Consider the following 13,075-nt stretch of genomic DNA (forward strand, 5'->3'; position numbering starts at 1 on the left):
ACTCTCGTCAGAGCGTTTCCCGGAAGGCCCGAAGTCCTCGGTACGAGGCTTCGGGCCTTCCGCGCGCGGGTGCGCGGTATGCGGCGCTGAATGACTCTGGGTAAGCCATCCCAGCCCAGAGTGAGGAGATCGCATGCGTCGTCCCTTCGCCCGATCGTGGACGGGGGTGCTGGCCACAGCGGCCGCTGCCGCCGCCCTGCCGCTGGCCTCCCCGGCGCCCGCGGCGGCCGACAGCGTGGTCATCGGGGGCAGTCCGGTGCGGATTTCGGAGAGCCCATGGGTGGTGGCGCTCTCCAGCCGTGACCGGTTCGGGGGTACCCGCTCAGGGCAGTTCTGCGGCGCCGTCGTGGTCGGGCGTACGACCGTCCTGACGGCGGCCCACTGCTTGAGCGAGGGCGTGCTCGGCGTACCGCTGAGCAGAGTGTCGGACCTGAGGGTCATCGCCGGTCGCGGAGATCTGGGCACGTCGGATGGGAAAGAGATCCCGGTCCGTGAGGCCCGGGTCAATCCGGAGTACGACGGCGACACGAACTCGGGCGACTTCGCGGCGCTGACCTTGGCCGAGCCGCTCCCCGAGAGTTACGTGATCGGCATGGCGGGGCCGGGCGATCCCGCGTACACGGCGGGGACCCAGGCCGCCGTATACGGCTGGGGGGACACCACGGGATCGGGCAGTTACGCCCGCACGCTCCACGCGGCGCGGGTGCAGGTACTGCCCGACACCGTGTGTGAGAAGGCGTACCCGGGCAGTGCCGACGGGAAGTACTCGGCGACGACCATGCTGTGCGCCGGTGAGATGGATGGCCGTCGAGACGCCTGTCAGGGCGACAGCGGCGGGCCGCTGGTCGCAGAGGGGCGGCTGATCGGCCTGGTGTCCTGGGGGAGCGGCTGCGGGCGTCCTGGCCGGCCAGGGGTCTATACGCGGATCTCGGACGTGGTGAGGATGATGGGGGGCCGCGCCTGAGGTGAGTGCTCATACGGGGCCGGCGGAGCCGTGGGCCCCGGTGGGCGGCCGACGGAGTCTGGGGCCCCCGGCGGGGCGCAGAAGGGCCCAGGAGGCCCTGTGACGAGAGCGGGCGGCCGCCCCTGCCTGTTGGCAGGGGCGGCCGCCCGTCACCGGCCTGGTGCGCCGGGGCTGGCTCGTCGTGGATGCGAGGTGTCAGCGTTCCTCTTCGGTGGTGCTCTCCGGAACGGCGGTCAAGCGCTCCGTCTCGTCCTGTATCTCAGCGGCGATCTTCTTGAGTTCCGGCTCGAACTTGCGGCCGTGGTGGGCGCAGAAGAGCAGTTCGCCGCCGCTCAGCAGGACGACACGCAGGTATGCCTGGGCGCCGCAGCGGTCGCAGCGATCAGCGGCCGTCAGGGGGCTCGCGGGGGTCAGAACAGTAGTCACGTCGCCTCTTCTCTAGCTCGACGAGCTGTCGTACCAGGGTCAACATCCAACCAGGCCGAAAACGTTCCCGCTCGCGGCTTTTCCTCGAAGTTTCTTTTTGAGGAGGTTGTCCGTTGCCGGTTGGCGGCGAATGTGCCGTATTGCGTCTCTTACGTGTCTTACGGTTTCGCGCTGTCTGTCAGGTGGGTGTCCTCCCGGCTGGGTTGCCGGTTGTTCATGAGGACGTGCCCGGAGCCTAAATGGTTCATGCCTCGAAGGGAACGTGACGTGCGCTTCACTCCATCGAGGGATCGAACATGCATGCGAGGCTGAGTTAGTGTGCGTGGGGACGAGGGTGGCGTTACAACGGCTCTACCAGGCCTCGGTACCCTCTGACGGGCAACCGAAGCCGCGTCCTTACCCCAAAGGACCCCCCTTGAAATTCAGCGAGGAGCGAACCGCGTGACCGCCGAGACGTCCGTGCCGTCCACAGCGTTGCTGACCGGAGCAGACCGGGACGGTTCCAACTACACCGCGCGGCACCTGCTCGTCCTGGAGGGGCTCGAGGCCGTCCGCAAGCGTCCGGGCATGTACATCGGGTCGACGGACAGCCGCGGCCTGATGCACTGCCTCTGGGAGATCATCGACAACTCCGTCGACGAGGCCCTGGGCGGCTACTGCGACCACATCGAGGTCATCCTCCACGACGACGCCTCCGTGGAGGTCCGGGACAACGGCCGGGGCATCCCCGTCGATGTCGAGCCCAAGACCGGCCTCTCCGGAGTCGAGGTCGTCATGACCAAGCTCCACGCGGGCGGCAAGTTCGGCGGTGGCTCCTACGCCGCCTCCGGCGGTCTGCACGGCGTGGGCGCCTCCGTGGTGAACGCGCTCTCCGCGCGTCTCGACGTAGAGGTGGACCGGGCCGGGCACACGCACGCCATCAGCTTCCGGCGCGGCGTCCCCGGTGCCTTCGCCAAGATCGGGCCCGACGCGCCCTTCGACCCGTCGGCGAAGCTCAGCAAGGTCAAGAAGATCCCCAAGACGCGCACCGGCACGCGCGTGCGTTACTGGGCGGATCGCCAGATCTTCCTCAAGGACGCCAAGCTCTCCCTGGAGAACCTGCACCAGCGCGCCCGTCAGACCGCCTTCCTGGTGCCGGGCCTGACCATCGTCGTGCGCGACGAGTTCGGCCTCGGCGAGGGCGGCACGAAGGGCGAGGAGTCCTTCCGCTTCGATGGCGGCATCAGCGAGTTCTGCGAGTACCTGGCCCAGGACAAGGCCGTCTGCGACGTCCTCCGCTTCTCCGGGCAGGGCACCTTCAAGGAGACGGTGCCGGTCCTCGACGACCACGGCCAGATGACCCCCACCGAGGTCACCCGTGAGCTCGGCGTCGACGTGGCGCTGCGATGGGGCACCGGGTACGACACGACCGTCCGGTCCTTCGTCAACATCATCGCCACGCCCAAGGGCGGCACCCATGTGACGGGCTTCGAGCGCTCCCTCACCAAGACGATGAACGAGGCGATGCGCGCCCAGAAGGTGCTGCGCGTCGCCGAGGACGACATCGTCAAGGATGACGCCCTCGAAGGCCTCACCGCCGTCGTCACGGTCCGTCTCGCCGAACCGCAGTTCGAGGGGCAGACCAAGGAGGTACTGGGCACCTCCGCGGCCAACCGCATCGTCGCCAACGTCATCGCCAAGGAGCTCAAGGCGTTCCTGACGTCCACCAAGCGGGACGCGAAGGCGCAGGCCCGTGCTGTGATGGACAAGGCCGTCGCCGCGGCCCGTACGCGCATCGCGGCCCGCCAGCACAAGGACGCCCAGCGCCGGAAGACCGCGCTGGAGTCCTCGTCGCTGCCCGCCAAGCTCGCGGACTGCCGCAGCGACGACGTGGAGCGCAGCGAGCTCTTCATCGTCGAGGGTGACTCCGCGCTCGGCACCGCCAAGCTCGCGCGGAACTCCGAGTTCCAGGCGCTGCTGCCGATCCGCGGCAAGATCCTCAACGTTCAGAAGGCGTCCGTGACGGACATGCTGAAGAACGCCGAGTGCGGCGCGATCATCCAGGTCATAGGAGCCGGGTCCGGCCGGACCTTCGACATCGACGCGGCCCGCTACGGGAAGATCATTCTGCTCGTCGACGCCGATGTCGACGGCGCGCACATCCGGATCCTGCTGCTGACGCTGTTCCAGCGGTACATGCGGCCCATGGTCGAGGCCGGGCGGGTCTTCGCGGCGGTGCCGCCGCTGCACCGCATCGAGCTCAGCCAGCCCAAGAAGGGCCAGGACAAGTACATCTACACGTACTCGGACCGTGAGCTGCGTGAGACGCTGCTCGAGATGCAGCGCAAGAACGTGCGCTACAAGGACTCGATCCAGCGTTACAAGGGCCTCGGCGAGATGGACGCCGACCAGCTGGCCGAGACCACGATGGACCCGCGCTTCCGGACCCTGCGGCGGATCAACATCTCCGACCTGGACTCGGCGGAGCAGGTCTTCGATCTGTTGATGGGCAACGACGTCGCACCGCGCAAGGAGTTCATCACGAGCTCCGCGGCGACGCTGGACCGCTCACGCATCGACGCCTAGCGGGGGCGGTCAGCCGGATCTGATGGCGCTTCACCTGATGGGGTGAAGCGCGCCGGGAGAAGTGTCAGGGATCTTCCCGGTCTGCCCATCCTTGGGCACGCGGCCGAACGGGGCCGCGGACAAGGAGAGTTCGGTGGAGATGCACGACGGGCCCGATGTCGGCACGGGCCGAACCGACTGGGTGCCGGCCGGTGATCCCCGAGATCCCTGGCATGACGCGTTCGCCTCCGGCTGGGGAGAGCTGGACGGTACGGTCGCGCCGGCTTCCGTGGCAGCACCCCGGGCCGCCGGGCAGCAGCGGAGCGCGAGTGCGGCGGACATCTACCTGGAGGTGCAGCGCAGCGAGGCCTTCCAGGAGGTGCGCCGCCGGTATCGGCGGTTCGCCTTCCCCGCCGTCGCCGTCTTCTTCGCCTGGTACGTGGCGTACGTCGTGACCGCGACGGCGGCGCCGGGTCTGATGGCGCGCCCCGTCGCGGGAGCGGTGAATGTGGGGCTGCTGGCGGGGCTCGGACAGTTCCTCACGACGTTCCTGCTGACCTGGGCGTATGCCCGGCACGCGCGCCTGCGCAGGGACCGGCCCGCCCTCGATCTGCGGTGGACGGTGTTCGAGCAGAAGCGGAAGCGGGTCGAGCAACAGGAGCGGCGGCGGGTGCCGAGCGGAGCGCGCGAGCAGGAGGCGGAGCGATGACCGGAGACCACCAGACGCTCGCGCTCGTCCTGTTCGGTGTCTTCGTGGCCGTGACGCTCGCGATCACGACGTGGGTGAGTCGCCACAGGCATGGCTCGGCCGAGGAGTTCTACGTGGGCGGACGGCTGTTCTCACCGATGGAGAACGGTTTCGCCGTCGCCGGTGACTACATGTCGGCCGCCTCTTTCCTCGGCATCTCCGGACTCATCGCGCTCTTCGGGTACGACGGACTGCTCTACTCGGTGGGCTTCCTCGTCGCGTGGCTCGTCGTGCTGTTCCTGGTGGCCGAACTGGTGCGCAACTGCGGCCGGTTCACGCTCGCCGATGTCGTGGCCGCGCGGATGAGGGAGCGGCCGGTGCGCGTCGCGGCGGGAACTTCCTCCGTGACCGTGTCCGTTCTCTATCTGGTGGCGCAGATGGTGGGGGCCGGCTCGCTGGTCGCGCTGCTGCTCGGTGGGACGAGCGGGGCGGCGCAGACCTGGACGGTGGTAGGCGTCGGCGCGCTCATGGTGATCTATGTGTCGTGGGGAGGGATGCGGGCCACTACCTGGATCCAGATCGTGAAAGCGGTCCTGCTGATGTGCGGCGCGATGGCGCTGACCGTGCTCGTACTGGTGCGCTTCCACGGCGACTTCGACCAACTGCTGCGCACCGCGGCCGACCGCAGCGGCCACGGCGAGCGGTTCCTGGCGCCGGGGCTGAAGTACGGGGGTGACTGGACCGCCAGGCTCGACTTCATCAGCCTCGGACTGGCACTTGTGCTCGGCACCGCGGGGCTGCCGCACATCCTGTCCCGCTTCTACACCGTGCCGACCGCGCGGGCCGCGCGCCGCTCGGTCGTCTGGTCCATCGGGCTCATCGGCAGCTTCTACCTGATGACGATCGTGCTGGGCTTCGGCGCGGCCGCGATCGTGGGCTCGGAGGCAGTGCGGGGCTCGAACGCGGCGGGGAACACGGCGGTTCCGCTGCTGGCACTCGACCTGGGCGGCGGCGCGGATTCCACTGGCGGAACGGTTCTGTTCGCGATCGTCGCGGCCGTCGCCTTCGCCACGATCCTTGCCGTGGTCGCCGGGATCACCCTTGCCTCTTCGGCGTCGGTGGCGCACGACTTGTACGCCTCTCTGCGTCGGCGGAGCGCGAAGCCGCGCAGTGAGGTGGCGGTGGCGCGTGTCGCCGCCGCAGGGATCGGTGTGGTGGCGATCGGGCTAGGGTTGCTGGCCCGCGACCTCAACGTGGCGTTCCTGGTGGGCCTCGCCTTCGCGGTCGCCGCGTCCGCCAATCTGCCGGCGCTGCTGTACTCGCTCTTCTGGCGGAACTTCACCACGCGGGGCGCGGTGTGGTCGGTGTACGGGGGGTTGCTGCCCGCGCTCGTACTGGTGCTGTTCTCGCCGGTGGTGTCCGGAGCGCCCAACTCCCTCTTCCCGGGCGTGGACTTCCAGTACTTTCCGCTGGAGAACCCAGGGCTCGTCTCCATCCCGCTGGGCTTCCTCGCGGGCTGGCTGGGCACGGTGACCTCTCGCGAACCGGCGGACGAGGCCAAGCACGCGGAGACCGAGGTGCGGTCGCTGACGGGCGCCGGAGCGGCGTAACGATTCCTCCCGGCCGAGCCCGCCGCGGCGCGAGCCGTCAGCTGCCCGGACGGGCGTTCAGCCGGGCGTTGAGTCGGGCGGCCTGGCGGGTCAGGTGATCGCGTTCGGCGAGGTTGGGTGCCGCGTGGGCGGCCTCCGCGTACAGCCGTGCGGCGGTCACCAGGTCGCCGTCGCGTTCGTGGAGGTACGCGGCCACCGCGGCGTGGCGGGGCAGTGAGTCGTCCACGGCCGCGAGCGCCGCCAGTCCGGCGCGTGGTCCATCGGCCTCGCCGACGGCCACGGCGCGGTTGAGCCGGACGACCGGGCTGTCGGTCAGGCGGACGAGTTCGTCGTACCACTCGACGATCTGCACCCAGTCGGTCTCCTCGGCGGTGGGCGCGTCGGCGTGGAGCGCCGCGATGGCGGCCTGGGCCTGGAACTCGCCCAGCCGGTCGCGGGCCAGGGCCGCCTGGAGGATCTCGACGCCCTCGGCGATCGAATCGGTGTCCCACCGGCCGCGGTCCTGCTCGGCGAGCGGCACCAGGCTGCCGTCGGGAGTGGTGCGGGTGGCGCGCCGGGCATGATGGAGCAGCATGAGGGCGAGCAGCCCGGACACCTCGGGGTGGTCGATGGCGGCCGCGAGCTGCCGGGTGAGCCGGATGGCCTCGGCGGCGAGGTCGACCTCTCCGGAGTAGCCCTCGTTGAAGACCAGGTAGAGGACGCGCAGGACGGTGGCGACATCACCGGGCTGGTCGAACCGCACACCGGAGACGGTGCGCTTGGCCCGGCTGATCCGCTGGGCCATGGTTGCCTCGGGCACGAGGTAGGCCCGGGCGATCTGGCGGGTGGTGAGCCCGCCGACGGCCCGCAGGGTGAGCGCGACCGCGGACGACGGCGTCAGCGACGGGTGGGCGCAGAGGAAGTAGAGCTGGAGCGTGTCGTCCACCGTGGGCGAGGGCCCGGGAGCGGGCTCCTCGTCGATGAGCTTCTCGCGCCGGCGGCGGGCGGAGTCCGCCCGGGCCGCGTCGAGGAACTTGCGCCACGCAACGGTGACCAGCCAGCCCTTCGGGTCCCGCACGGGGCTCCCCCCGCTCGAAGAGCTGGGGGAGGGGGCGGCGGGCCAGACGCGGACCGCCTCGACCAGCGCCTCCTGCACGGCGTCCTCGGCCGCCGCGAAGTCGGCTCCGCGGCGGACGAGGATGCCGAGCACGCTCGGCGTGAGGCTCCGGAGCAGGGCCTCGTTCATCTCGGAGGACACGTGAGAGGTCACTCCGTGATGGTGGGCGGCGCGGACAGGAACGGCCGCACCTCGAGCCACTCGTGGATCGGCTTCCCACCCGCCCCGGGGGCTGCCGACAGTTCCCCGGCCAGCTCGACGGCGCGGTCGTAGCTGTCGACGTCGATCACCATCCAGCCGGCGATGAGGTCCTTGGTCTCGGCGAACGGTCCGTCGGTGACCGGCGGCCGGCCCTCGCCGTCGTACCGGACGAAGGTCCCCTCGGGCGCGAGCGCCTGGCCGTCGACGAACTCGCCGGTCTCCTCGAGCCGGTCCGCGAAGTCGCGCATGTACTGCACGTGCGCCGCGATCTCCTCCGGCGTCCACTGGTCCATGGGGACGTCGTTGACCGCGGCGGGGGCGCCTCGGTAGTGCTTGAGCAGCAGGTACTTGGCCATCGTGGTCTCCTTGCGGCTGGTGCGACCCATTCTGGTCACGTTCATGGCGGGGACGGAGCCGGTGACGGATTCTCGACATGCCCAGCCGAAGTTTTTTCTCGCGCGCCGCTAGACGCTGGCCGCCCACTCATAGCGATGTTCCGGGCGCCCCGTGTCGCCGTACTTGAGGCTCAGGCGGACGCGGCCCGTGCGTTCCAGGAGCTTTAGGTAGCGCTGGGCCGTCTGGCGGCTCAGGCGGGTGCGGTCGGCCAGTTCCTGGGCGGAGAGGGGGCCGTCCGCGGCCATCAGGGCTCGGCGTACCAGTTCAGCCGTGGTGGGGGAGTGGCCCTTCGGCAGTTCCGGGGCCGGGGTCGACGAGAGGGCGCCGAAGATCCGGTCGACCTCGGCCTGCTCGGCCTCGCCGCCACCGTCCAGCGTGCGGCGCAGCGTCGCGTACGCGTCGAGTTTGGCGCGCAGACCCGCGTAGGAGAACGGCTTGACCAGGTACTGGAGTGCGCCGTGCCGCATCGCCGCCTGCACCGTGGCGACGTCACGCGCCGCCGTCACCATGATCACGTCGGTCTGGTGTCCGCGCCCACGCAACGCACGTACGACCGACAGACCCGTCTCGTCCGGCAGGTAGTGGTCCAGCAGCACCAAGTCGACGGGGGTGTCCTCGACCAGGCGCAGCGCCTCGGCGGCGCTGTGTGCCTTCGCCACCACGTGGAAGCCGGGGATCTTCGCCACATAGGCGGCGTTGACGTCCGCGACCCGGACGTCGTCGTCGACGACAAGGACCTCGATCAACGCGTCGCCTCCGTGCCTTCGGTCATCGTGATTCCTCCGTGGCGGCCAGTTCGGGCTCGCCGAGCGCTTCCGGCAGGACGACGGTGAACTCCGCGCCCCCCTCAGGTGCCTCACCGGCCCGTGCGCTGCCGCCCTGCCGCTCGGCGAGCCTGCGGACCAGAGCGAGGCCGATCCCGCGCTTGCCGTGCGCCGGCGGCTCCTTGGTGGTCCAGCCCTCTGTGAAGATCGTCTCGCGCTGCCCGGCGGGCACTCCCGGACCCGTGTCGCGGACGCGAAGGACCACCGAGCGCCCTTCGGTGCGTACGGCGACCTCCACGCGCGCGTGGCGGGTGCCCGCAGCGGCGTCAAGGGCGTTGTCGACGAGATTGCCGACGACCGTGACGAGGCCGCCAGGGTCGACGAGCCGATCGGGCAGCGAGGTGTCGCGCGGTACGGAAAGCGCGACACCGCGCTCCGCCGCGACCGTGGCCTTGCCGACCAGGAGCGCCGCGAGCAGCGGGTCGTGGATCTTCTCGGTGATCTGCTCGGCGGTCACGCGGTGCGCGCCGGCCACCTCGCCCACGTACTCGGCGGCCTCCTCGTACATCTCCAGTTCGAGCAGCCCAAGGAGCGTGTGCATGCGGTTGGCGTGTTCGTGGTCCTGGGCGCGCAGGGCGTCGATGAGGCCACGGGTGGAGTCCAGTTCGCGGCCGAGCTGCTCCAGCTCCGTGCGGTCGCGCAGGGTGGCGACGGCGCCCCCGTCGTCGGTGGGCATGCGGTTGGCGACCAGGACGCGTTGTCCGCGGACGGTCAGCAGGTCGGTGCCGGTGACCCGGCCGGCGAGGACATCCGTCGTACGTCCCTCGCCGAGCGCGTCGTCCAGCGGGCGGCCGAGCGCCTCCGCACCGAGGCCGAGGAGGCGCTGTGCCTCGTCGTTGAGCAGCCGGATCCGGCCGGCGCGGTCCAGGGCGACGACCCCCTCGCGGATGCCGTGCAGCATCGCCTCGCGCTCCGCGAGCAGCGCCGAGATGTCGGAGAAGGCCAGGTCACGGGTCTGCCGCTGCACCCTGCGGGAAATCAGGTACGCGGCGAGCGCGCCGACGGCCAGTGCCCCGCCCGCGTAGGCGAGCAACCCCGGGATCGAGTGGACCAGGCGGGCGCGCACGCTGTCGTACTCGATGCCTACGGAGACGGCGCCCACGATGGCCCCGTCCGCGTCCCGCAGCGGCACCTTGCCGCGCGCCGAGCGGCCCAGTGTGCCGTTGTCGATCTCCATGACCTCGCGGCCCGCGAGCGCGTCGCTGGGGTCGGTCGAGACGACCTTGCCGATCTGGGCGCGGTCGGTGTGGGACCAGCGGACGCCTTCTTTGTTCATGATGACGACGTACTCGGCGCCGCTGGCCCGGCGGATCCGGTCGGCTTCCTTCTGGACGGGCCCGTCACCCGTGGGCGGTGAGGACTTCAGCTCCTCGGCGAGCTGGGGGCGGGCGGCCGTCGTCTGGGCGATGGCCAGCGCGCGACGCATCGCCTGGTCGTCGAGCTGATCGCTGAGCGGCGCGAGGAAGAGCCCGGTGGCCAGGACCGCGACCCCGGCGGCGATCGCCAGCTGCATCAGCAGTACCTGCGAGAACACGCGCCGCGGCAGGCCGAGGCGGCGGCGTCGCACAGGGGAGGTCGGGCTCATGTGTACGAACGGTACGGCCGGTGACGGGCTACTCCGAAGTCAGTGTGGTGGGGATCTCGTACGCGAACCAGGCGGTCTGGCGGTCTGACGCGTTGGACCCGGGCTCCGGTCGGCCGTTGCCCCTTTGCGGCGCCCCTACGGGACCAGGGGTGCCTGCGCTCTACGGGACCGGGCGTACCGCCACCACGTCCATCCGCGCCGGGGACTTCAGAGCCGCACCGCAGCTCTCCGGGCGGGGCGGCTGCGAGGCGCCCTGTTCCACGGTGACCTGCCACCGGCGGCCATCAGTGTGTGCCACGGCTACCTCCCAGCGCGGGGCCGCGCCGTCCGTCCCGACGACGGTCAGGGCCCCGGCGCCGTCCTCGCCCGTCGCCGTCCGCACCGCCAGCTCGGCGGCCTGGGCGGGGCGCTCCCACGCGGAGTTCCCCCGGCAGCCCTCGCTGATCACCCGGCCCTCGCGCACCGCTTCGAGGATCTCCTTGACGGCGTGCGTCCCGGCCCTCCCGTACGCGTAGCCGTACGGGAGCACCAACAGCGTGGGCGAGAAACGGTGACCACCCAGATGAGTGATCTCCCAGGCTCCCTCTTCACCGGCGGCCGCGAGCTCGGCGGCGAGCGGTCGGCCGAGCAGGGCGCAGCAGCGGTCGCGCTTGCCGTTGGTGCAGACGAGCGCGAGCGGGGCGCCCGTGTGCGGGGTGCCGAAGCCGCCGTGGTCGCCCGCGCCGAGAGCCGCGAAGTCGAGGTCCAGCAAGCGCCTCGGGTCGTCCGTCACCTCGGAGCGCAGCCACGTGCGGCCGGGGACGGTGTGCGCCACGTACACCCGGTGCCGGGTCGGAGCATGGCAGTCCGCGTGGCGTCCGGGGCGGCGGATCAGCGCGACGCGCACGCCCGTGCCTTCGGCGGCCCTCTCCAGGGCGCGGCCGATCTCCGGGTCGAGATGGCTGGACGTCAGCGCCTTCGCGCCCCAGGGGCCCGGCTGCTCCACCAGGAGCCATGTCCTGGCGGTTGCCGCTGTCCCCGCAAGAGGCTCGTCCAGGTTCCGCGAGGCGGTCGCACACGTACTCACGTAGGCGAGCCTAACCTGCGCGCGGGGGAGGGCTGTTCACTCCTGCTCCTCGCCGTTCGCTTGCTTGGGCAGGCAGAACATCAGGGCCCACATCAGGGCGAGGGCGCCGCCGACCCACCACAGCACGCTGGTGAACGCGTCGCGGTTGAGCGCGCCGTCGGGTGAGCCGTTGGTGGCGGCGAAGAACACGAGGGCGGTCAGCGCGGTGCCGAGGGCGATGCCCAGGTGCATGGCAGTGTTGAACAGACCCGAGGCGGAACCGGCGTTCTCGTGCGGGACCTCGGCGAGCGCCATGTCGGCGAGCGAGCCGCCGACCATGCCGAGGCCGAACCCGATCAGTACCACCGGGGCGGTCATCGTGAGGAGGGTCAGGTCGGCCTGTCGGCTGCCGATCTCGAGTCCGTAGGCGGCCATCGAGGAGAGCGCGATCAGGGCTCCGGCCTGGGGCAACCGGCGCCCGAAGCGCCCGGCACTCTTCGCCGCGATCGTCGCACCGGCCAGTTCCCCGAGGGCGAGCAGCACGAACGCCAGGGCCGCGTGGAAGGGGCTCATGCCCAGGCCGCGCTGGAGGTAGAGCGTCCACGTCATGAAGAACAGGCCGCACAGCAGGCCGAGCATCAGCTGCGCGGACAGGCCGCCGGAGAACTGCCTGTCCCGGAAGAGGGACAGGGTCACGAGCGGGGCACGGTCCTGCTTGCGCTGCTGGTGGCGCAGGAAGACGCCGAGGACGAGGAGACCCGCGGCGAGCATGGCGAAGCACCACAGCGGCCAGTGGTGGGTGCGGCCCTCGGTGAGCGGGAAGAGGATCAGGACGATGGCCAGGGCGGACAGCGCCATGCCGCTGAGGTCGAGCCGGTCGGTCTTGTGCGCGGCCTTGTGCCTGGTCTTCTGCGCGGCCTTGTGCACGGTCTTGTGTGCGTTCCTGTGTGCGGTCGATTCGGGGATGAACCTGCGCCCCAGGATGAGCACGGCGAGGCCGACGGGCACGTTGATCAGGAAGATCGGCCGCCAGGACAGTCCGAGCAGGTCGGCCTCGGTGAGCAGGCCGCCCAGGACCGGTCCCAGGACGTTGGCGAGCGAGAGGACGGCTCCGTAGAGCCCGAAGGCTTTGCTGCGGTTCTCGCCGTCGAAGGTGACGTGGAGGGTGGCCAGGACCTGCGGGATCATCAGGGCCACTCCGGCACCCTGGAGCACGCGGGCGGCGATCAGCACACCGGGGCCGGTGGCCAGGCCACACAGCAGCGAGGCCACGGTGAACACGATGGTGCCGACAAGAAGGACCCTGCGCCGGCCGTGGAGGTCGCCGAGACGTCCGCCGGTGATCAGCCCGACGGCGACCATCAGCGAGTAACCGGCGGTCAGCCACTGCACCGCGGCCGGACCGGCTCCGGTCGACCCCTGGATCGCGGGCAGGGCGGTCAGCACGACCGACTGGTCGAGGATGTCCATGAGCTCGGCGACCAGGAGCACCACGAGGGCGATCCGGGCAGCCAGGGCCACCTTCGGCGGGCGATCCGACGGAGTGTGTGCCGGGGGCTCGGTGGTGTGCTGCGGCTCGTTGCCGAGCGCGGGGGAAGACACTGGTGGGACTCCTGATCCAAAGGAATCGGGGAGCTCAGCAGTCAGCCGCGCCGGGGCCGGAAACCGCGAAACCCGGGGCAGACGGCAGAGCTGC

At 70.7% G+C, this 13,075-nt stretch carries 11 protein-coding genes; 4 read left to right on the forward strand and 7 right to left on the reverse strand.

Annotated features, from left to right (window positions below; all coding sequences use genetic code 11):
• The first annotated feature begins 133 nt into the window (after positions 1-133).
• On the forward strand, positions 134-964 hold the full coding sequence (locus ACF062_RS06855; RefSeq protein WP_392136703.1) for a serine protease: 831 nt from the start codon (positions 134-136) through the stop codon (positions 962-964).
• A gap of 195 nt (positions 965-1,159) precedes the next feature.
• Here the strand turns inward: ACF062_RS06855 and ACF062_RS06860 are convergent, their stop codons facing one another.
• Entirely contained in the window at positions 1,160-1,390 is a 231-nt protein-coding gene (locus ACF062_RS06860; protein ID WP_127911237.1) for a hypothetical protein, read from the reverse strand.
• 441 nt (positions 1,391-1,831) lie between these two features.
• Between ACF062_RS06860 and ACF062_RS06865 the strand changes: the two genes are divergently transcribed.
• The 3 genes from ACF062_RS06865 (at position 1,832) to ACF062_RS06875 (ending at position 6,232) form a co-directional block, all read left to right on the forward strand.
• A complete protein-coding gene (locus ACF062_RS06865; protein WP_356578356.1) occupies positions 1,832-3,955 on the forward strand; it encodes a DNA topoisomerase IV subunit B in 2,124 nt (707 codons plus the stop codon).
• Between the two features lie 139 nt (positions 3,956-4,094).
• Complete coding sequence (locus tag ACF062_RS06870; protein ID WP_392137671.1) at positions 4,095-4,643, forward strand: DUF485 domain-containing protein; 549 nt, start codon at positions 4,095-4,097, stop codon at positions 4,641-4,643.
• Entirely contained in the window at positions 4,640-6,232 is a 1,593-nt protein-coding gene (locus ACF062_RS06875; protein ID WP_392136706.1) for a cation acetate symporter, read from the forward strand. Before ACF062_RS06870 ends, ACF062_RS06875 begins: the two co-directional genes overlap by 4 nt.
• A 37-nt stretch (positions 6,233-6,269) precedes the next feature.
• On the opposite strand, the gene ACF062_RS06880 is transcribed toward ACF062_RS06875, so the two are convergent.
• The 6 genes from ACF062_RS06880 to ACF062_RS06905 form a co-directional block, all read right to left on the reverse strand.
• Positions 6,270-7,457: an RNA polymerase sigma factor gene (locus tag ACF062_RS06880; protein WP_392137672.1), complete on the reverse strand. Its 1,188-nt coding sequence runs from the start codon at positions 7,455-7,457 to the stop codon at positions 6,270-6,272.
• Between the two features lie 20 nt (positions 7,458-7,477).
• Positions 7,478-7,885 carry a YciI family protein gene (locus tag ACF062_RS06885; protein WP_223779233.1) on the reverse strand — a complete coding sequence of 136 codons (408 nt, stop codon included), beginning with the start codon at positions 7,883-7,885 and terminating at the stop codon, positions 7,478-7,480.
• A gap of 108 nt (positions 7,886-7,993) precedes the next feature.
• Positions 7,994-8,671 carry a response regulator gene (locus ACF062_RS06890; protein WP_392136707.1) on the reverse strand — a complete coding sequence of 226 codons (678 nt, stop codon included), beginning with the start codon at positions 8,669-8,671 and terminating at the stop codon, positions 7,994-7,996.
• Positions 8,672-8,693: 22 nt separating this feature from the next.
• The gene (locus tag ACF062_RS06895) at positions 8,694-10,334 is read right to left on the reverse strand and encodes an ATP-binding protein (RefSeq protein WP_392136709.1); all 1,641 of its coding nucleotides are present in this window, start codon (positions 10,332-10,334) and stop codon (positions 8,694-8,696) included.
• A gap of 160 nt (positions 10,335-10,494) precedes the next feature.
• Positions 10,495-11,400 (reverse strand): sucrase ferredoxin, encoded by a 906-nt coding sequence (locus ACF062_RS06900; protein ID WP_392136711.1) that lies wholly within the window; start codon positions 11,398-11,400, stop codon positions 10,495-10,497.
• Between the two features lie 36 nt (positions 11,401-11,436).
• A complete protein-coding gene (locus ACF062_RS06905) occupies positions 11,437-12,981 on the reverse strand; it encodes an MFS transporter (protein WP_392136713.1) in 1,545 nt (514 codons plus the stop codon).
• Positions 12,982-13,075 lie beyond the last annotated feature (94 nt).

This window comes from Streptomyces sp. NPDC015345 (assembly GCF_043078805.1).
In the GTDB taxonomy this organism is placed as follows: domain Bacteria; phylum Actinomycetota; class Actinomycetes; order Streptomycetales; family Streptomycetaceae; genus Streptomyces.